The following is an 18797-nucleotide window of genomic DNA, read 5'->3' as shown; positions in this document are numbered from 1 at the left end:
GCCGGGGTATTGTACATAATCCGGCAAGTCCGCCTGTGCTCTTTATTGCCTCAGCCGATGAAGGAATCGAACTGCATGTCGAATTCCTGCAGCGCCTTTTGCGCATTCTGCATCTTCTTGCGGAATTCGGGGCCGCGCTGCAGGGCCAGGCCCACGGCCAGCACGTCGATCACCACCAGGTAGGCCAGGCGCGCCGAAATCGGCGTGTAGGGGTCGGTGTTGAAGACCAGGTCGATCGGGATCAGCACGGTCGCCAGGTCGGCCAGCGGCGTGCCCGATGGGGCCAGCACGATGACGTCGGCGCCGCCGCGGCGCGCCAGCTTCACGGAGCGGACCAGGGCGGGGCTGTTGCCGCGCTGCGAGATGGCCACCAGGCAGTCGCCGCCGCGCAGCAGGGCCGCGGCGATGCTGTGGATGTTCGGGTCGCTGTAGGCTACCGTCGGCACGCCCGAGCGGAAGAACTTGTGCTGCGCGTCGGCCGCCACGATGCCGGACGTGCCCTGGCCATAGAATTCGATCTTGCTGGCGCGCGACAGGATGTCGAGCGCACGCTGGATGGCTTCCGGGTGCAGGTTGTTGCGCAGGTCGAGCAGGGTGTTGATCGAGCGGCTGCAGATTTTATTCACCAGGTCGGCCGCCAGGTCGTCCTGCGCCGGCTGTTCGTTCGCGCCCGGCATGGCCAGGGCCAGGCCCTGCGCCAGTTTCAGCTTGAATTCATGCCAGCCGTCATAGCCCAGGGTGCGGCAAAAGCGCACCACCGTCGGTTCCGACACCTGCGCGCTTTTCGCCAGCGCCGTGATGTTCTGGCTGACCGTCTGGTTCGGCTGGTCAAGCACGGCCAGCGCGACCTTCTTCTCCGACTTGGAGAGCGAATCGAGCTGGGTGCGGATGGAGTCAAGCAGCATTAAATTAGTCTTCTGTCTTCGGGAAGCGGTGAAGCAGGGAATTCGCGGAGCAAAGCTCCGCGCCTGCGTAACGGCCGTGCCTTGCAAGGCACGGCTCCTTGCGTTGCCAAACTAGTTTTCAGGCAGGGGTGAAGCAGGGGTTTCGTGGAGCACCGCTCCACGCCTGCGTAACGGTCTGGCCTTGCAAGGCCAGACTCCTTGCGCTTCCAAACTAGTCTTCAGGAAGCGCCTCTTCACGCCATTGCAAGCCGTCGCGGCCGATCAGGGCGCTGGCCGCGGCCGGGCCCCAGGTGCCGGCCGTGTACGGAATCGGCGCGCTGTCGTTCTGTTCCCAGTTGTCGAGAATCGGCTCGACCCATTCCCAGGCCGCTTCCAGTTCGTCGCCGCGCATGAACAGGGTCAGCTGGCCGCGCAGGACGTCGAGCAGCAGGCGCTCGTAGGCATCCATGCGCGGCGTCTTGAACGATTCGCGGAAATCGAGTTCCAGTTCCGCCGGTTTCAAGCGCATGCCATCGCCCGGGGTTTTCGCCATCAGGTTCATGCGCAGGCCTTCGTCGGGCTGCAAGCGGATCACCAGGCAGTTCGGCTGGAAGCTCGACGTCGGCTGGTTGAAGATCGAGTGCGGGATCTGCTTGAAGCGCACGACGATTTCGGCCAGGCTGTCGGCCATGCGCTTGCCTGTGCGCAGGTAGAACGGCACGCCGGCCCAGCGCCAGGTGTCGATTTCCGCCTTCAGTGCAACAAACGTCTCGGTGCGCGAATGTTCGGGCGCGTCCGGCTCGTCGCGGTAGCTCGGCACGGTGGCGCCGTCCACGTGGCCGGCGCGGTACTGGCCGCGCACGATGTTTTGCGCCAGGGTGGTGGGCGTGAATTTCTTGAGCGAGCGCAGCACTTGCAGCTTTTCATCGCGCACGGCATCCGGCGCGATCGAGGTGGGCGGTTCCATGGCGACGATGCACAGCAGTTGCAGCAAGTGGTTCTGCAGCATGTCGCGCAGCGCGCCCGAGGTGTCGTAGTAACCCATGCGGTTGCCCACGCCCAGTTTCTCGGCGATGGTGATCTGCACGTCGGAAATCCATTCGCGGCGCCACAGCGGCTCGAACAGCACGTTGCCGAAGCGCAGGGCCAGCAGGTTCTGCACGGTTTCCTTGCCCAGGTAATGGTCGATACGGTAGATCTGCGATTCCTGGAAGACCTTGCCCACTTCGGCGTTGATCTGCTTGGCGCTGGCCAGGTCGCGGCCCAGCGGTTTTTCCAGTACCACGCGCGAATTCGGCGTCACCAGGCCATTTTCTTCCAGGTTGTCGCAGATCAAGGCAAACAGGTGCGGCGGCGTCGCCAGGTAGTACACGCGCGTCAGGTCCGCGCCGTCGCGCAGCGCTTCGACGAGCGGGGCGTAGGTCGAGGCGTCGCTGGCGTTGAGCGACACATACACGATGCGCGCGCAGAAGCGGCTCCACGTGGCGGCGTTCAGGGTGCTGGCCTTGATGTGCGGGCGCGAATTGCTTTCCACCATTTTCAGGAAGGCATCCTGGCCGCTGTCCTGGCGGCCGACGCAGATGATGCGTGCCGTCGGCGGCAAGTCGTTCGCGACGTCGCGCGCATACATGGCAGGCAGCAATTTACGCATTGCTAAATCGCCGCTGCCGCCAAACAGGACCAGGTCAAAATCGGTAAGAGCCATAAGTGAGTGTCGTCGCAAAAGTAAAAGAGCCGGAGCGGGGAGGAGGCCGACCGGAAGTGCCAGTCTGTCGCTACTTGAAATCGTGGTGTAAATTTACTACGTAGAAGTGGCAATTGCAAGAAATTTTACTACATTCGTGCCGCTTGCGTGGGGCTTTTGCCATGCCTGCCTGTCAGGCGATCTTGCGCAGCCATTATAAGCGCATCGCCGGCGCGGGAGCGCGGGCATGATTTGCCGCCGGCTTTGCAAAGCAACCATGGTTGCAGGGGAAATTTTCCATGCTTTTCATCACGATTTGCGCTGTAGCAACAAGCAAGTCAAGAAATGCGGCCAGGATGGCCGTTGGCGGCGTAAAGTAGCTTTGTGGAAAGTAAAAAACCGTATAATTCAGACTCGAACCAATAGCAACTATTGGTTGTATGAACTCGCACGATCACACTGCTGCAACGTTAGCGCCGGCCATGCCCCGAATCCGCCTCCCGACGCCCATGCGGCATGCAGTCAGCCTGGTCCGCATCGCGGATAGGCAGACTTAACTTTACAAGACGGCTCAAGGGGACACAATGAATTCAATGCAGCAAGATGTCGATGAACGCACCAGCCTGACAGGCAATAACAAATTCGAACTGTTCCTGTTCAAGCTGGGCACCAGCGATCACTCGACCAGCCGCGAACTGTTCGGCATCAATGTGTTCAAGGTACGTGAAATCATGGAAATGCCGGCCATCACCGCCGTAGCCGGTTCCCACCCCCACATGCTGGGCGTGGTGAATATCCGCGGCCAGATCGTGCCCGTGATCGACTTGCCGATGGCGGTCGGCTGCAAGAGCAATGGCTTGAAGATTTTGATGGTGACGGAATTTGCCCGCTCGACGCAGGCGTTTGCCGTGGAAGAAGTCGATGAAATCGTGCGCCTGGAATGGAACCAGGTGCTGTCGGCCGAATCGAGCGTCGGTGGCGGTCTCGTCACCAGCATCGCGCGCCTCGATGGCGACACGGACAAGACGCGCCTGGCGCAGGTGCTGGACGTGGAGCAGATCCTGCGCAACGTGCTGCCGTCGGGCGACCCGGACGTGGACGAGAACAGCATCGGCCCGCAGGTACGCCTGCCGGCCGGCGCCGTGATCCTGGCGGCCGATGATTCCTCGCTGGCCCGTTCGCTGATCGAAAAGGGCCTGGACGCCATGGGCGTGCCCTTCATCATGACCAAGACGGGCAAGGAAGCGTGGGAGCGCCTGCAAGCCATTTCCAGCCAGGCGGCCGCGGAAGGCAAGACGGCGAAAGACAAGGTCGCGCTGGTGCTGACCGACCTGGAAATGCCGGAAATGGATGGCTTTACCCTGACGCGCAACATCAAGAACGACGGCCGCTTCGCCACCATTCCCGTGGTGATCCACTCGTCCCTGACGGGCTCGACCAACGAAGACCACGTCAAGGGCGTGGGCGCCGATGGCTACGTGGCCAAGTTCGTGGCGGCGGAACTGGCCGAGACGATCCGCAAGGTACTGGCCCGCTGATCTGCGCGGCCGCCTGTGAAAAAGCGCCGGTACCCGCAAGGGCCCGGCGCTTTTTTCATGCTGACAGGCGATTACGCCTGGTAAGGCGTTTCCGGCTGGCCGGCCACGTCCACGCGCACGGACAGCACGTGGCCCGTCAACGGGTAGTCGGCGAGCTCGGCGGCAGAGCGGTTGTGGCTGGCGCTGGTGATGTACAGGGTGCGCAGGTCGGGGCCGCCAAACGTCACCATGGTGGGGCAGCGCACGGGCACGGCGATTTCGCCCAGCAGGTGGCCGTCCGGCGCGAAGCGCAAAATCTTGCCGCCTTCAAACATGGCCGACCAGTAATTGCCTTCGCTGTCGACGGCCGCGCCATCGGGGCGTCCGCCGTAATCCGCCGCCTTCTTGTCCATGGAAAAACGCTGGAACGGTTGCGGTTCAGAAATGGCGCCCGTGGCCGCATCGAAGTCGAAGCGGTCGATGCGGTGCGTGGTGGTATCCGCGTGGTACATGGTGCGCTTGTCCGGGGAAAAGCCCAGGCCGTTCGACACCGTCATGCCGCCTGACCACACCTTGCGCACCTTGCCCTTTTCCAGCACGAACATTTCCGCCGCATCGGCACTGCGCGGCTCGAAAATCGTGCCGACCCAGAAACGGCCGGCCGGATCGACCTTGCCATCGTTGAAGCGCGTGGTGGCCATGTCGAACGGCGCCGGGGCGATTTCCGCCAGGCTGCCCGTCTTCGTGTCGAGGTGGGCAAAGCCGCTGCGCAGGGCCACGATCAGCCCGCCGCCCGCGTTGATGGCCAGCGCCGACGGTTCCGTCGGCATGTCCCATTGTTCATGCCTGCCGCTGGCCGGGTGCAGCTTGTGCACGGCGCGTCCATCGATGTCGACCCAGTACAGGGCCGCTTCCTTGCCATGCCATAGGGGGCATTCGCCCACCTGCATGGGCTTGTCGCTGACGACCTTGATTTCGTAAATATTCATCTATCTCTTTTAGTAAGCTGCCTTGGCCGCGCGTGCCAGCGCGATCAAGCCATTGGTCGAGCTGTCGTGGTGGTCGGGACGGGCTTCGCCCGTCAGTTCGGCCTGGATTTTCTTCGCCAGCACCTTGCCCAGTTCCACGCCCCACTGGTCGAAACTGTTGACGTTCCACAAGACGCCCTGCACGAAGGTCTTGTGTTCGTATAGCGCGATCAGGGCGCCCAGGGTGGTCGGGGTCAGCTGGTCCATCAGGATGGTGTTGCTGGGGCGGTTGCCGGGGAAAGTCTTGTGCGGCACCAGGGCCTCGATTTCGTTCTCCGGCAAGCCTTGCGCCTGCAGGTCCAGGCGCACTTCCTCGCCCGTTTTGCCCGTCATGAAGGCTTCCGACTGGGCAAAGCAGTTGGCCAGCAGGGCGTCGTGGTGGCCCGGCAAGTCATGCGTGGCGCGCAGGGCGGCGATGAAGTCGATGGGCGTGATGTCCGTGCCCTGGTGCAGCAGCTGGAAGTACGCGTGCTGCGCATTCGTGCCGCAGTCGCCCCAGATGACGGGGCCTGTGGGCACGTCGACGGGCACGCCATCCTTGGTGACGCGCTTGCCGTTGCTTTCCATGTCCAGCTGTTGCAGATAGGCGGCAAAGCGGCTCAGGTCCTGGTGATACGGGGCAATGGAAACGGAGCCGCAGTCGAGGAACTGGCGGTTCCAGAAACCCACCATGGCCAGTACCACGGGCATATTGTCTTCCAGCGGGGCCTGGCGGAAATGCTGGTCCATGGCATGCGCGCCGGCGAGGAAGTCGCTGAAGTATTCAAAGCCCACGGACAGGGCCACGGCCAGGCCGATCGAGGACCAGACGGAGTAGCGGCCGCCGACCCAGTCCCAGAACGGGAACATATTGTCCGGGGAAATGCCGAAGTCGACGATGGCTTGCGTATTCGTCGAGACGGCCACAAAATGTTTGGCCAAGTCGGTTTCGTCGCCTTCCAGCAGGAACCAGGCGCGCGCCGTGTTGGCGTTGAGCATGGTTTCAGCCGTCACGAAGGTTTTCGACGCCACGATGAACAGGGTCGTTTCAGGATCGACTTTCGACAGGGTCGCTTCCATGTCATGGCCGTCGACGTTGGAGACGAAGTGCATTTCCAGGCCCGGGTTGGCGTAGGAGCGCAGGGCCAGGCAAGCCATTTTCGGCCCCAGGTCCGAGCCGCCGATGCCGATGTTGACGATGTCGCAAATGGGCTTGCCCGTGTAGCCGAGCCAGCTGCCATTGCGCACCTTGTCCGTGAACGCCTTGACGCGCTGCAGCACATCTTGCACATCGGCATCGATATCCTGGCCGTCGACCACCAGCGGCGTGCCGCGCGGCGCGCGCAGGGCCGTATGCAGAACGGCGCGATGTTCGGTAAGATTGATTTTCTCGCCGGTGAACATGGCTTCGCGCTGCGCTTCCACGCCGCGTTCGCGGGCCAGGTCCATCAGCAGGGCCATGGTGGTGGCGTCGACCCGGTTCTTCGAGTAATCGAGCAGCAGGCCGGCCGCATCGACCGTCATGCTGGCAAAGCGCGCCGGGTCGGCCGCAAACAGCTGGCGCAAATGGACGTCGCGCAGGCTGGCGCTATGCGCCTGCAGGGACTGGAAACTGGCGGTGGCGGTGATGGCGGGAATAGGTGCTGGCTGGCGCATGGCGGTCGGCTTGGGTGCTTGTCTCGGTTGAAGGGAGCGCGGCGCGTTCGGTGTGGCGAACAGGTGTTCCGGCGTTGGTATGAGAATAATACAACAGAAAAACGTAATTTCACTACAGTTTGTGACGCAGAGCTGATTTTGTTGTGCTTTTTTAGCGATTGTGCCAGTGGCATGTAAGAGATGGCTTGGCGGGTGCTGATACGCGATATTGCCCGGGTTTGCCTTGATACGCCGCAATCCGTGGCTTATTTGTGCTGTTGGCCCACGCAAGAGTGCTTCTTCTTCACCATTTTGTAGTAAAATTTCACGAAATACTCATTTTTAAGGAAATTCATATGGCGCTGCATCCAGTAGTCGAATCCGTAACAGCGCGCATCATCGCGCGCAGCCGGCCATCGCGCGGCGCCTATCTGGCGCATCTGGATGCGGCCCGCATCCAGGGCGTGCAGCGCGGCGCCCTGTCGTGCACCAACCTGGCGCACGGTTTTGCCGCCTTTCCCGCCAACGACAAGCTGTCGCTGAAAGAGTACAAGAAGCCATCCGTGGCCATCGTGTCCTCGTACAACGACATGCTGTCGGCGCATCAGCCGTTTGAAGGCTTTCCGCAGATCATCAAGCAAGCCGTGCGCGAAGTGGGCGCCGTCGCCCAGTTCGCCGGCGGCGTGCCTGCCATGTGCGATGGCGTGACGCAAGGCCAGCCGGGCATGGAACTGTCGCTGTTCTCGCGCGACACCATCGCCATGTCGACGGCCGTGGCGCTGTCGCACAATATGTTCGACGCGGCCCTGTACCTGGGCGTGTGCGACAAGATCGTGCCGGGCCTGTTGATCGGCGCGCTGCACTTCGGGCACTTGCCCGCCGTGTTCGTGCCGGCCGGTCCGATGACGTCGGGCCTGTCGAACCAGGAAAAAGCCAAGGTGCGCCAGCTGTACGCGCAAGGCAAGGCCACGCGCGAAGATCTGCTCGAAGGCGAGTCGAAAGCCTACCACGGCGCGGGCACCTGTACTTTTTATGGTACGGCCAACAGCAACCAGATGCTGATGGAAGTGATGGGCCTGCACCTGCCGGGCGCCGCCTTCATCACGCCGAACACGCCGCTGCGCGATGCGCTCACCCGCGCCGCCGCCCAGCGCGCCGCCGCCATCACGGCGCAAAGCAGCAGCTACCTGCCGGTCGGTCACATCGTCGACGAGAAATGTATCGTCAACGCCGTCGTCGGCTTGCTGGCCACGGGCGGCTCCACCAACCACACCCTGCACCTGGTGGCGATCGCCAAGGCGGCCGGCATCGTCATCGACTGGAACGATTTCAACGAACTGTCGGCCATCGTGCCCATGCTCACGCGCATCTACCCGAACGGCGACGCGGACGTGAACCATTTCCACGCGGCCGGCGGCACGGGCTATCTGATCCGCGAACTGCTCGATGCGGGCCTGCTGCATGAGGACGTCAACACCATCCTGGGCCACGGCTTGCGCGCGCACTGCCAGGAACCGTTCCTGGGCGAAGACGGCAAGGTCTTCTGGAAAGATGCGCCGGCCGCCAGCGCCGACGAGAACGTGCTGCGCCCGGCCTCGAACCCGTTCGCCCCGGACGGCGGCATGGTGCTGGTGGCGGGCAACCTGGGCCGCGCCGTCATGAAGGTATCGGCCGTCAAGCCGCAGCACCGCACGGTGGAAGCGCCGGCGCTGGTGTTCAATTCGCAGGAAGATTTCATGGCTGCCTACAAGGCGGGATCGCTGGACCGCGACTTCGTCGCCGTGTTGCGCTTCCAGGGCCCGCGCGCCAACGGCATGCCGGAACTGCATGCGCTGACGCCGGCGCTGGCCAACCTGCAGGATGCGGGCCGCCACGTGGCGCTGGTCACGGATGGCCGCATGTCGGGCGCGTCGGGCAAGGTGCCTGCCGCCATCCACGTGTCGCCGGAAATCCTCGCCGGCGGCCCCCTGGGCCTCGTGCGCGACGGCGACATCATCCGCCTCGACGCGTTTACCGGCGTGCTGGAGGCGCTGGTGCCGGCCGACGTCTGGCACGCCCGTTCGCTGGTCACGGCAGATTTGTCGCCGAATCACATCGGCATGGGCCGCGAGCTGTTCTCCATGTTCCGTTCCACCGTCAGCGCGGCGGAAGAGGGTGCCACCACCTTCGGCCTGCCGTCGCCGATTCCCACCACGGTTGCCTTGCACGATGCCGACAATGTCGGCGATACTGTGCCCGGTTCCGATGAAGACTTTTTGGCAAGGAAATAAGAGATGACCATGACACTACTGGAAATTATGCGCACCTCGAGCGTGATCCCCGTGATCGCGATCGACGACCCTGACCACGCCGTCCCGCTGGCGCGCGCGCTGGTGGCGGGCGGCATCCGCGTGCTGGAGGTAACCTTGCGCACGAAACACGGCCTGGAAGCGATCCGCGCCATGTCGGCCGTGCCGGGCGCGATCGTCGGCGTGGGCACCCTGACGCGTCCCGAGGAATTCGTCCAGGCGCGCGATGCGGGCGCCGTGTTCGGCGTCTCGCCAGGCCTGACCTCGGCCCTCGTGGCGGCGGCGAAAAGCAGCGGCCTGCCCCTGCTGCCGGGCGTGATGACGCCGGGCGAAGTGATGGCGGCGCGTGAAAACGGCTTCCAGCAGTTGAAACTGTTCCCGGCCGTGCCGGCGGGCGGCATCGGCATGCTCAACGCCATCTACGGCCCACTGCCGGACGTGACGTTCTGCCCGACGGGCGGCATCTCGCAGGAAACGGCGTCGCAGTTCCTGGCGTGCAAGAACGTCGCCTGCGTGGGCGGGTCGTGGCTGACGCCGAAAGACGCGATCGCGGCCGGCAACTGGGACCGCATCACGGAAATCGCCAAGGCTGCCAGCGGCCTGCGCTCCGCTTAGCCGTACCTGACATAAGCTACTGCGCGTCGTGCTTTGCGGCCTGCGATGCTCACCGTACCAGAGTACGGTTGCGCTTCTTAGCCACAAATCACTGCCGCTCGTTACGCTTCTGTCAGGTACTTGCAGTTGCAGTATTCGGCAAGCTTGCGTGCTTGCCGCTTCTTTCTTTTGACGGAGTGCCATGCGCGTCTTGCGCCGCCCTCTCACCATCGGCGAAACCGCCATGGCCCGCGGCGTCTTCCAGGACGCCATCGACTATGCGCGCGTGCGCGTCGTGCGCGGCTCCTTTCTGCCGTTTGGCCTGCAGGACCAGAACACGGCCATGACGCCGCGCGGCAGCCTGTACTTCATGCCGGCCCAGTACCGCGACGATTTTTCCCGCGAGGGCAACGGCGGCAAGCTGTTCTTCATCCATGAAATGGTGCACGTGTGGCAGTACCAGCTCGGCTACAGCGTGCTGCTGCATGGCGCGCTGCTGGCCTTGCGCGGCGGCTATATCGCCCAGCGCGCCTACCGCTACGATGCGCAGGCGGGCGGTGTGCTGTCCGACTTCAACATGGAACAGCAGGGCGACATCATCGCCCACTATTTCGGCGCGCGCCAGCTGGGCATCCCCGCCTACGTGGCGCAGCTGCCGCAGCTGCAGGACATCCTGCAGGGCTTCCTGCTCGATCCCGCCGACCGCGGCCTGCTGCCCCGTTGAGCGTCGTTACGGCGCCAGGTTCGACGCCATGAGCGGCGCTGGCGCATGCAGGCCGGCGATCGCCACGGCATCCTTGCCCAGCAGCAAACGCAGGTCGGCGCTGGCGCCGAGGCCCGTGCTGCCGTCCGTCTCTGCCTGTCGTTGCGGCATGCCGCCCAGCGCCTGCGCCAGCGCGGCAGCCTCGGCCGCATGGCCGGGCCGGTAGACGATGCTGCTGGTCTGCTGCCCGTAGGGGCGCTGGTTGCCCAGCCTGAATACGCTGATGCCCATGCCGCCCAGCATGCTGCGCATGCGTGCCGCCAGGCCCGTTTCGCCATTTCCATTGATGACTTCCAGCCTGGCCTTGCCCGTTGCCGCTGGCGTGGGCATGGCCTTCGCTGTGGCTGCCTGCACCGGCGCGCTGGCCACCGCGGGCGCGTCGCGCCAGCTCAGGGCAAAGACGTTCGGCTGCAATTGCGTCAGTTGCAGGCGGCTGGCCGGCGCCGCTGGCGCGGGCGTGGGCGTGGGCGCCAGGTCGGGCGCGACGGCTTCCGTGGCCGCATCGAGCGTGCCCACGCTGCGCGCCAGCGCCGCGATGGCCAGGTCCAGGTTGGCGCGCGCCGGCTGCTGGCCGTTGTCGAGCTGCAGCGACTGGCGCAGCACGCTGGCCGCCTGGGCGTAGTCGCCCTGCAGGTACAGCACGTAGCCGAGATTGTTGTAGGTCCTGGCCGTGGGCGCCTCTTGCGCCAGCGCCTGCAGCATGGTGCGCGCCGTTTCCAGCTGGCCCAGCTGGGCGTGCAGCACGGCGGCGCCATTGCGGGCATCGGACGAGGCCGGGTCGAGCAGCTGGGCGTCGCGGTAGGCGGCCAGCGCCGCGCGCGCGTCGCCCAGTTCCTGCAGGCGCCGGCCCAGCTTGCAGTAAGCGGCAGCGCGGGTGGCGGCGCTGTCCTCGCCGCGCGCCTGCGGCGCGGCATCGCGGAGGCCTTGGCTGGCGGGGCCGGGCAGGTGGCCGCAGGCGGGCAGCAGGCCGGCGCAGGCCAGCATGAGCATCAATGAGGTGTGCTGTGACATGGCGTTTCTCCCATCAGCTGCCGCTGCCCATGCTGGGCAGGAGCACGCGGTAGATTTGCAGGAAGGCTGGCCCCATCAGGACGACCAGCAGCGAGGGAAAGATGAAGAAAATCAGCGGAAACAGCAGCTTTAGGGCGATCTTCGCCGCTTCTTCCTCGGCCCGCTGGCGGCGCTTGGTGCGCAGCTGGTCCGATTGCACGCGCAGCGAGGCGGCGATGCTGGTGCCGAAGCGCTCGGCCTGGATCAGCATGGCCACCAGCGCGTCGACATCCTCGACGCCCGTGCGCAGGGCCAGGTTGCGCAGCGCCCGCTCCTTGGTGTTGCCGGCGCGTAGTTCCAGTATCACCAGGTGCAGTTCCTCGGCCAGCACGGTGCTTTTCAGGGCGATCTCGGAGGCCACCCTGGCCAGGGCCGCATCCATGGCCAGGCCCGCTTCCACGCACACTGTCATCAGGTCCAGCGCGTCGGGAAAGCTTTCGAAGATATCGCGCTGGCGCCGCTTGATCATTTGCTGCAGGACAAAGTTGGGCAGGTAGTAGCCGAGGGCGGCCACGGCCAGCAGCCAGAACAGCAGCGCCTTGCCGGCCATCTGATGGCCGGACGCGCTCAGCCCCAGGAACAGCAGCAGGGGCAGGCCGATGGCCAGCATGGTCTTGGCGGAAAAAAACAGGATGGGCGTGGAGGCCTGGCGCAGGCCGGCATTCATGAAGCGCCGGCGCATCACGGAGTTTTCCCAGCCCTGGTCGGGCAGCGACAATTTGGCCAGCGGTCCCGTCAGGCGCACCATGCGCGCCAGCCAGGGATTCGGCGCCGCGGCGCCCGGCGACGGGCCGGTCTTGCCGGCGGCGCTGTCGATGCGCTGGCGCAGCGGGTCCGGCGAAAAGCTGCGCAGGGCGACCAGCGCCGTGCCGAACACGGCGATGAAGAGCAGGGCGAGAAAGGCGATATTCACGGGGTTCATGACAGTGCTCCTTGCGCTCAGACGCGGATGCGGATGATGTTACGCATGACAAAGACGCCGCAGACCATCAGCAGCAGGGCGCCGACGAGCATCTTGCGGCCGCCCGGGTCGACGAACAGCATTTCCAGGAACTGCGGATTGGTCAGGTGGATCATGGCGGCCGCGCCGAAGGGCAGCAGCGAGAGGATCCAGGCCGACAGCCTGCCTTCGGCCGACAGCACGCGCACCTGGCCCAGCAGCTTGATGCGTTCGCGGATGATGCGGCTGATGCTGTCGAGCAGCTCGGCCAGGTTGCCGCCCGTTTCCCGCTGGATCAGCACGGCGATGACGAAATAGCGCAAGTCCGTGCTGGGCACGCGCGTGGCCAGGTTCATCAGGGCATCCTGCATGGCGATGCCGAAATTGACTTCATCGAAGGTGGCGCGAAATTCCACGGCCAGCGGTGCATTCATTTCATCGCCGACCATTTTCAGGGCCGTGGGGAAGGCGTGGCCGGCGCGCAGGGCACGCGCCATCAGGTCCAGGGCATCGGGCAATTGCTGCTCGATGCGCTGCAGGCGCTTGGCCTTGGCGCGCAGGACCACCAGCAGCGGCAGCAAGGCGGCGCCGGCTACCAGCGGCAGGCGCAGCGCCCACGGCACGCTGAAATAGCTGAGCAGCAGGAACGCGGCGCCGGCGGACGCCAGCATCACGCCGGCGAAGCTGGCCACGCTCCAGGTCAGGCCCGACTGCTCCAGCAGGCGGTCGAGCGCATGCACGCGGGGCACGCTCAGCAGCAGCCGCTGCAGGGCCGGGGTGTCGCTCAGCAGGCGCTTCTTGATCATCGAGCTGCCCGTGTCGCCATGCGCGCCGGCCGACATGATGCGCAGGCGGCGCGCCACCCTTTCCGCTTCCGGGCCGCGCGAGCTGTTCCACACCAGGTACAGTCCCTCGATCAGCAGCACCACGGCGATGAAGGTGAGGATGGCGAAGACATAGTACAGATAGTCCATGATGTTCCCCTTAGTGGTACTGGCGGGCGGGATCGAACAGGGTTTCCGGCAGGTTGATGCCGAAGGCGCGCAGGCGCTCCAGGAAGCGCGGCCGCACGCCGCTGGCATGGAAATGCCCCTGCACCGTGCCATCCTCGCCGATGCCCGTCTGGCGGAAGGTGAAGATCTCCTGCATGGTGATCATCTCGCCTTCCATGCCCGTGATTTCCTGGATCGAGGTGACCTTGCGCTTGCCGTCCGTCAGGCGCGATACCTGCACCACCACGCTGATGGCCGAACTGATCTGCTGGCGCATGGCCTTCACGGGCAGGGCCGCGGAAGCCATGCTGATCATGTTCTCCAGCCGCGTCAGCGCATCGCGCGGCGTGTTGGCATGGATGGTGGCCATCGAGCCTTCGTGGCCCGTGTTCATGGCGCCCAGCATGTCGAGCGCCTCGGCGCCGCGCACCTCGCCCAGGATGATGCGGTCGGGGCGCATGCGCAGGGCATTGCGCACCAGCGCCCGCTGCGTCACTTCGCCCTTGCCTTCGATGTTGGGCGGCCGCGTTTCCAGGCGCACCACGTGCGGCTGCTGCATCTGCAGCTCGGCCGCATCTTCGATGGTGACGATGCGCTCGGCCGTGCTGATGAAGCCGGAAATCGCGTTGAGCATGGTGGTCTTGCCGCTACCCGTGCCGCCCGAAATGAGGATGTTCATCTTGGCCTTGCCCAGCGCCTGCAGGATGGTGCTCATTTCCTCGGTCAGGCTGTGCTTGAGCATCAGGTCGGCCAGGCGCAGGGGCTGGGCCGAGAAGCGGCGGATCGACATCACGGGGCCATCGATGGCCAGCGGCGGGATGATGGCGTTGACGCGCGAACCGTCGGGCAGGCGCGCATCGACCATGGGGCTCGATTCGTCGATGCGCCGGCCCACGCGCGAGACGATCTTGTCGATGATCTTCATGAGGTGCGCGTCGTCCGTGAAGCAGATGTCGCTCAGCTCCAGGCGGCCGTGGCGCTCGACGTACACCTGGCGGTAGGTGTTGACGAGGATGTCGGACACGCTGGGGTCGGCCAGCAGCGGTTCGAGCGGGCCGAAGCCCAGCACTTCGTCCTGGATGTCGCGGATCAGCGAGCGCCGTTCCAGGTCGTTGATCACCACGTTGTCTTCCGTGAGCACGTCGCTGACGAGGATTTTCAGCTCGTCGCGGATTTGCTCGCGCGACAGGCGCTGCATGCCTTCGAGGTCGACGCGGTCGAGCAGCGCCTGGTGGGTGCGGTGCTTCAGTTGCTGGTAGCTCTGGCTGGCTGCGCCCTGGTGCGCGGCAGCGTCATTCAGGCAGGCGTCATCCTGGGCGTAGCCCAGGCGGTCCCGCAGGGTGAGTTTTTCGGCAGTCATGGTCGGTCTCCGGTAAAGGGGGGGATCAGGCACGCGCCAGCAGCCGCGCCACCCAGCCTTGCGCGGCGGGCGGGGTTTCGCCGGCCAGGCTGGCGGCCAGTTCCTGCAGGGCGCGCGAGACGGGATTGTGCGGCGCCAGCTTGAGGATGGGCACGCCCTGGCTGACGGAGGCCGCCACCGCCTCGTAGTGGTTGGGGATGGACTTGTAGACATGCTTGCCATAGGCCGATTCGAGGTCGGCCACGCGGATGCTGTCGCTGCTGGCAAAGCGGTTCAGGACCAGGCGGATCTTGTCTTCGCGGTAGCCCAGGCCGCGGAAGACGTCGAGCAGACGCTTGCCGTCGCGCACGTACGGCAGGGTGGCCTGCAGCACGGGGAAGATCAGGTCGGCCCGGTCCAGCGCGCGCACGCTGACGGCATCGAGGCCGCGCCCCACGTCGAGCACGATGTAGTCGTACTGGCTGCGCGCCAGGGCCAGCAGGCGGTCGATATGCTCGGCCTCGATGTCGGCCGCATGGGCGGGATCGTCGGCGGCGGCCAGCACGCTGTAGCTGGGCGTGACCTGGATCATGCTGGCGTTCAGCAGCGAGGCGTCGAGGCGCACGATCTGCTGCGACAGCTGCGACAAGGTGGTGGCCGGCTTGTGGTCCGAGACGAACAGGGCGGCGTCGCCGAACTGCAGGTTCAGGTCGAGCAGCGCCACCTTGCGCTGTTCGCCGGCGGCCAGCGCGTAGCCGAGGTTGGCGGCGATGAAGGTGGCGCCGCTGCCGCCCTTGCACGAGACGAAGGCCAGCACCTGGCCCTTGCGCGTCACCTGCTTCTGCAGCTTGTCCTCGATGCGGCGCAGCGCCGCGCACAGCGCCCCGTCGTCGTCGGGCGGCAGCACTTCGCGTACGCCGGCGCGCATCGAGCGCAGCAGGAATTGCGGGCTTTGCTGCGGACTTTGCACGATGATGGCCAGGCTAGGATGGCGCCCGCCGAGCAGCTCCAGCCGTTCCAGCTCTTCCTCGCCGATGTGCTCCTGCTCCAGCAGCAGCAGGTCCGGCGTTGCGCCGCTGTCGAACAGGTCCGGCGTGCTCGCCAGCAGCGAGACGCGGTCGGCCGCGCTGCGTTCGCGCAGCAAACGGGTGAGCCGCTTGAGCTGGGCTTCATTCTTTGAAACGATGACGATATTCACTTGGTACTCCCCGTAATGGCGTTCAGTTGATCTGGAAGCCCAGGCTCTCGGCGTGCATCACCACGACCGAGGAGGGCAGGGCGATATTGAGAAAACCGAACAGGCTGACCATCGGCGTGTAGCTGACGTTGTCGATCGAGACGCGCACGCTGTCGATGCAGCTGGCCGTGCGCGTGTTGTCGCCGCAGGCCGACAGGTTGTCGCCGGGGTCGGCCGGCGGCAGGGTCACGACGGAGCCGCTCTTGTTCAGGTAGCTGATGGTGATGTTGGCCGCCGTGACTTCGGGCGCGGCCGGCAGGGCCGTGCCGCCGAACAGGGCCAGCGTCTTGACGGTGTCCGTCTGGTCGATCCAGCGCACCACCGCTTCGCGCGCGGCGCGGCGGCTCACTTCCTGCACCGTGTTGTACAGGAACAGCAGGCGGCCGAATTCCAGGATGCCCAGCAGCAGGGTGAAGAACAGCAGCGCCACCAGGGCAAATTCGACGGCCGCGGCGCCGCGCTGGCGGCCGGCGCGGTTGGCAGGTGAGAGGCGGTGGCGCATGGCGTTCTCCTTACAGCATGTAGCGCATGGTGGTGCGCGGCGCCAGCGGCGTGGCGTAGCTGCTGGCCGCGCCGATCACGAAGGGCAGGTACTGGCCCACGGACAGCGTGTAGTTGACGACTTCGACGCGGATGCCGCCCGGCGCCGTGCCATCGGTGCAGCTGCTGTCGTTGAAGCTGGCGTCCAGGCAGGTGACCGTTACGTTGGCCGTGGTGAGGTCGCTGATGCCGGCGCTGGTGGCCGCATTGACCACCGTCTGCTTGGCCGCCGGCACGCCCTGCGAGGCGATGCTGGCCTTGGCACTGACGGACATGTTGCGCGCCGCGTCGCGCGTCGCCTTGGTCAGCGCGTCGTAGTACCAGAAGGCGCGGCCGAAGCCGAAGATGCCGGCCAGCAGCGTGACCAGCAGGGCCAGCACGATGCCGAATTCGACGGCGGCGCTGCCGCGCTGCCTGGGAGGGGAACGATGGATGCGCATGGCCGCCTCACTTGTAGAGCTTGATTTCGGAATTCGGCACGGGCTCGATCAGGCCCGCGAACTCGACGTCGAGGTGCTTGGTGCCGCCGCTGAAATCGGCTTTCGTCGTCATGAAGAATTTGCCGATGCCGACCGCGTTCATGGTGCCGCACGAGGCCGGACCCACGGGCGCCGTGCGGCAGTCGACCAGCACCACGTTGAGGATGCGGCGGTTGCGCTGGCCAGGATGCGCCACCGACGGCGCCTGGAACGTGGGGCCGCTGGTCTGGTTGTACGGCGATGGCGGCGTGCCGGCCGGGAAGGAGGCGTCGGCGCTGGTCGGATAGCTGGCCGTGTCGAAGTAATTTGCCTTGGTGGTGTTGTACATGGGATTGGCGTTGCCGTCCGTGACGCTGTAGGCCGTACCGGCCTTGGCCGGCGTGGCGCCGTTGCTTTGGTAGGCGGGACCGTATGACCACAGCACGCCGTAGCCGGCAAACTGGGCCTGGGCCGCCGTCACGGGCGTGCTGTAGGTCGGCGGCAGGCGATAGTTCGGCTTGTTGCCGGACAGGCTGACGGACTGCTGGCTCGGCACGGTGCTGGCGCCCGGCTGCATCCAGCCGGTGGGCGGCGAGGTGGCGGCGGTGGCGGCGCACGGCGAGCTGCCCACGCAGGGATATGCCTTGATATTGGTGTCGGGCGGCGCCGACACGGGGTCGCACACGGAGGGCGAGGAGTAGTCGTCGAAGCGCGAATTGAGCGAGGCGGCCAGCGAGGCGGTCATGCCCGTATTCGTGTAGACCTGGCCCGTGCCGCTGGTGATGACGGCGCTGCTGCCCGTGCACATGAACGGCGCGGTGGAACTGGCGCTCGAGTGCGAGGCACTGCAGCTGCCGGGCGGCGCATCGACGGGATTGATCAGGTAGGGATCGGAGGAGCCGCCCAGCGGATTGAGGCCGAACAGGTTGTAGGTGACGCCGCGACGGAAGCCGAATTCCACCAGCTCCGTCAGGCCCGTGCCGGCCGGCGCGGCGGGGTACGTGTACTGCGCCGTCTTGTTGGCCGGATCGACGGCGCACACGCCGATCGGCGTGACGTCGTTGACGAAGCGGCCCGCCACCGCCACGCCCGAGGTGCTAGTGCTGGCGATGCCGGCGATGCCCATCAGGTAGGTGGCGAAGGTCTTGCTGCCCGTGTCGACCTGGATGAAGGTCATTCCCTGCGGGCTGGTGCGGGCGCTGGCGCCGGACGACCAGGGGCCGTCCGGGCTGGGGCCGAAGCTGATGTTGGCGGCCGTGATGGTCAAGGTGGTGGAAAAGTCGTAGCGGTTCTTCTGCGCGATGGCGATGGCCTTCGTCTGCGCATTGTCGATGCCCGCCGCGCTTTGATTGAGTTCCACGGCGCCCGCCAGCGCGGCGCTGTCGGCGCCGTTCTGCAGCTCGGCCTTGGCGATGTACAGGTGACCGAGGTCGAGCACCAGGCCGCCCATGGCAAACAGGACCACCAGGGTCAGTCCCAGCACGATGGCGATCGCGCCCTGCTGCTTGTCGTGCCTGCGAAATGCGGTATGCATGTGCTTCTCCTGGTGGCCTGGGGGGGAGTTCGCCGCGTGGCGGGCGCCTACTGGCGCGCGCCGACCCCGATGGTGAACACGTTGCTTTGTGGTTCAGGCGTGCTGAACGATTTCTGGTAGCGCTGGTAGGCGCTGGCCCCGGCCTTGCCATCCATGCCGCTGATGGGGTCCATATTGCGGTAGGCATCCGGATACATGATCTGCTGCGCCTTGAGCAGGGCCACCGATTCGCCGAAATGGGAATCGAGCACGGGCGTGGTGGTGGCGGCGCAGCCGGCCAGCAGGGACAGCAGCGACAGCAGGGTGGCGCAGGGCAGGCAGTGGGCGGTTTTCAT

General features: G+C 65.5%; 17 protein-coding genes. 4 read left to right on the top strand and 13 right to left on the bottom strand.

The features are described from left to right. Nucleotides 1-50: 50 nt before the first annotated feature. Nucleotides 51-905 (bottom strand): SIS domain-containing protein, encoded by an 855-nt coding sequence (locus tag AC07VL_RS16330; RefSeq protein ID WP_494806784.1) that lies wholly within the window; start codon nucleotides 903-905, stop codon nucleotides 51-53. Between the two features lie 211 nt (nucleotides 906-1116). Next, the gene (gene zwf, locus AC07VL_RS16325; protein WP_290607563.1) at nucleotides 1117-2589 is read right to left on the bottom strand and encodes a glucose-6-phosphate dehydrogenase; all 1473 of its coding nucleotides are present in this window, start codon (nucleotides 2587-2589) and stop codon (nucleotides 1117-1119) included. A gap of 563 nt (nucleotides 2590-3152) precedes the next feature. Between zwf and AC07VL_RS16320 the strand changes: the two genes are divergently transcribed. Beyond that, entirely contained in the window at nucleotides 3153-4106 is a 954-nt protein-coding gene (locus AC07VL_RS16320; RefSeq protein WP_290607565.1) for a chemotaxis protein, read from the top strand. 71 nt (nucleotides 4107-4177) lie between these two features. On the opposite strand, the gene AC07VL_RS16315 is transcribed toward AC07VL_RS16320, so the two are convergent. Together AC07VL_RS16315 and pgi are read right to left on the bottom strand one after the other, a co-directional pair. Then, nucleotides 4178-5074, bottom strand: a complete 897-nt coding sequence (locus tag AC07VL_RS16315; protein WP_494806783.1) for an SMP-30/gluconolactonase/LRE family protein — start codon at nucleotides 5072-5074, stop codon at nucleotides 4178-4180. A 9-nt stretch (nucleotides 5075-5083) separates the two neighbouring features. Further along, the gene (pgi, locus tag AC07VL_RS16310; protein ID WP_494806782.1) at nucleotides 5084-6748 is read right to left on the bottom strand and encodes a glucose-6-phosphate isomerase; all 1665 of its coding nucleotides are present in this window, start codon (nucleotides 6746-6748) and stop codon (nucleotides 5084-5086) included. A 335-nt stretch (nucleotides 6749-7083) separates the two neighbouring features. Here pgi and edd point away from each other — a divergent pair, with 335 nt between their 5' ends. The 3 genes from edd to AC07VL_RS16295 all read left to right on the top strand — a co-directional run bounded on the left by edd (nucleotide 7084) and on the right by AC07VL_RS16295 (nucleotide 10333). After that, nucleotides 7084-8997, top strand: coding sequence for a phosphogluconate dehydratase (edd, locus tag AC07VL_RS16305; protein WP_494806781.1), 1914 nt, complete (start codon nucleotides 7084-7086; stop codon nucleotides 8995-8997). A 3-nt stretch (nucleotides 8998-9000) separates the two neighbouring features. Beyond that, nucleotides 9001-9630, top strand: a complete 630-nt coding sequence (gene eda, locus AC07VL_RS16300; RefSeq protein ID WP_071322430.1) for a bifunctional 4-hydroxy-2-oxoglutarate aldolase/2-dehydro-3-deoxy-phosphogluconate aldolase — start codon at nucleotides 9001-9003, stop codon at nucleotides 9628-9630. A gap of 181 nt (nucleotides 9631-9811) precedes the next feature. Then, nucleotides 9812-10333 carry a Rhs element Vgr protein gene (locus tag AC07VL_RS16295; RefSeq protein ID WP_494806780.1) on the top strand — a complete coding sequence of 174 codons (522 nt, stop codon included), beginning with the start codon at nucleotides 9812-9814 and terminating at the stop codon, nucleotides 10331-10333. Between the two features lie 6 nt (nucleotides 10334-10339). On the opposite strand, the gene AC07VL_RS16290 is transcribed toward AC07VL_RS16295, so the two are convergent. Genes AC07VL_RS16290 through AC07VL_RS16250 form a run of 9 tightly spaced genes read right to left on the bottom strand, consistent with a single transcriptional unit; the run spans nucleotide 10340 to nucleotide 18797 of the window. Further along, complete coding sequence (locus AC07VL_RS16290; protein WP_494806779.1) at nucleotides 10340-11383, bottom strand: LytR C-terminal domain-containing protein; 1044 nt, start codon at nucleotides 11381-11383, stop codon at nucleotides 10340-10342. Between the two features lie 13 nt (nucleotides 11384-11396). Beyond that, complete coding sequence (locus AC07VL_RS16285) at nucleotides 11397-12344, bottom strand: type II secretion system F family protein (protein WP_290607579.1); 948 nt, start codon at nucleotides 12342-12344, stop codon at nucleotides 11397-11399. A gap of 17 nt (nucleotides 12345-12361) precedes the next feature. Continuing rightward, nucleotides 12362-13336, bottom strand: coding sequence for a type II secretion system F family protein (locus AC07VL_RS16280; RefSeq protein WP_494806778.1), 975 nt, complete (start codon nucleotides 13334-13336; stop codon nucleotides 12362-12364). 10 nt (nucleotides 13337-13346) lie between these two features. Continuing rightward, nucleotides 13347-14714 carry a TadA family conjugal transfer-associated ATPase gene (locus AC07VL_RS16275; protein ID WP_494806777.1) on the bottom strand — a complete coding sequence of 456 codons (1368 nt, stop codon included), beginning with the start codon at nucleotides 14712-14714 and terminating at the stop codon, nucleotides 13347-13349. Between the two features lie 25 nt (nucleotides 14715-14739). Continuing rightward, nucleotides 14740-15891, bottom strand: coding sequence for a CpaE/TadZ family protein (locus AC07VL_RS16270; protein WP_494806776.1), 1152 nt, complete (start codon nucleotides 15889-15891; stop codon nucleotides 14740-14742). Nucleotides 15892-15913: 22 nt separating this feature from the next. Next, the gene (locus tag AC07VL_RS16265) at nucleotides 15914-16432 is read right to left on the bottom strand and encodes a TadE/TadG family type IV pilus assembly protein (RefSeq protein ID WP_494806775.1); all 519 of its coding nucleotides are present in this window, start codon (nucleotides 16430-16432) and stop codon (nucleotides 15914-15916) included. A gap of 10 nt (nucleotides 16433-16442) precedes the next feature. Next, the gene (locus AC07VL_RS16260; protein ID WP_494806774.1) at nucleotides 16443-16910 is read right to left on the bottom strand and encodes a TadE/TadG family type IV pilus assembly protein; all 468 of its coding nucleotides are present in this window, start codon (nucleotides 16908-16910) and stop codon (nucleotides 16443-16445) included. A gap of 7 nt (nucleotides 16911-16917) precedes the next feature. After that, complete coding sequence (locus tag AC07VL_RS16255) at nucleotides 16918-18462, bottom strand: pilus assembly protein TadG-related protein (protein WP_494806773.1); 1545 nt, start codon at nucleotides 18460-18462, stop codon at nucleotides 16918-16920. A gap of 47 nt (nucleotides 18463-18509) precedes the next feature. Next, nucleotides 18510-18797, bottom strand: a complete 288-nt coding sequence (locus AC07VL_RS16250) for a pilus assembly protein (RefSeq protein WP_494806772.1) — start codon at nucleotides 18795-18797, stop codon at nucleotides 18510-18512.

Source organism: Janthinobacterium sp. GW821-FHT03C08 (assembly GCF_059420905.1).
Note: the sequence above shows the minus strand (reverse complement) of the source record. Positions and strands in the feature narration are given on the sequence as shown.

Coding starts and splice junctions, on each gene's coding strand:
- AC07VL_RS16330 (WP_494806784.1), bottom strand. CDS start 905: ATGCTGCTTGACTCCATCCGCACCCAGCTCGATTCGCTCTCCAAGTCG.
- zwf (WP_290607563.1), bottom strand. CDS start 2,589: ATGGCTCTTACCGATTTTGACCTGGTCCTGTTTGGCGGCAGCGGCGAT.
- AC07VL_RS16320 (WP_290607565.1), top strand. CDS start 3,153: ATGAATTCAATGCAGCAAGATGTCGATGAACGCACCAGCCTGACAGGC.
- AC07VL_RS16315 (WP_494806783.1), bottom strand. CDS start 5,074: ATGAATATTTACGAAATCAAGGTCGTCAGCGACAAGCCCATGCAGGTG.
- pgi (WP_494806782.1), bottom strand. CDS start 6,748: ATGCGCCAGCCAGCACCTATTCCCGCCATCACCGCCACCGCCAGTTTC.
- edd (WP_494806781.1), top strand. CDS start 7,084: ATGGCGCTGCATCCAGTAGTCGAATCCGTAACAGCGCGCATCATCGCG.
- eda (WP_071322430.1), top strand. CDS start 9,001: ATGACCATGACACTACTGGAAATTATGCGCACCTCGAGCGTGATCCCC.
- AC07VL_RS16295 (WP_494806780.1), top strand. CDS start 9,812: ATGCGCGTCTTGCGCCGCCCTCTCACCATCGGCGAAACCGCCATGGCC.
- AC07VL_RS16290 (WP_494806779.1), bottom strand. CDS start 11,383: ATGTCACAGCACACCTCATTGATGCTCATGCTGGCCTGCGCCGGCCTG.
- AC07VL_RS16285 (WP_290607579.1), bottom strand. CDS start 12,344: ATGAACCCCGTGAATATCGCCTTTCTCGCCCTGCTCTTCATCGCCGTG.
- AC07VL_RS16280 (WP_494806778.1), bottom strand. CDS start 13,336: ATGGACTATCTGTACTATGTCTTCGCCATCCTCACCTTCATCGCCGTG.
- AC07VL_RS16275 (WP_494806777.1), bottom strand. CDS start 14,714: ATGACTGCCGAAAAACTCACCCTGCGGGACCGCCTGGGCTACGCCCAG.
- AC07VL_RS16265 (WP_494806775.1), bottom strand. CDS start 16,432: ATGCGCCACCGCCTCTCACCTGCCAACCGCGCCGGCCGCCAGCGCGGC.
- AC07VL_RS16260 (WP_494806774.1), bottom strand. CDS start 16,910: ATGCGCATCCATCGTTCCCCTCCCAGGCAGCGCGGCAGCGCCGCCGTC.
- AC07VL_RS16255 (WP_494806773.1), bottom strand. CDS start 18,462: ATGCATACCGCATTTCGCAGGCACGACAAGCAGCAGGGCGCGATCGCC.
- AC07VL_RS16250 (WP_494806772.1), bottom strand. CDS start 18,797: ATGAAAACCGCCCACTGCCTGCCCTGCGCCACCCTGCTGTCGCTGCTG.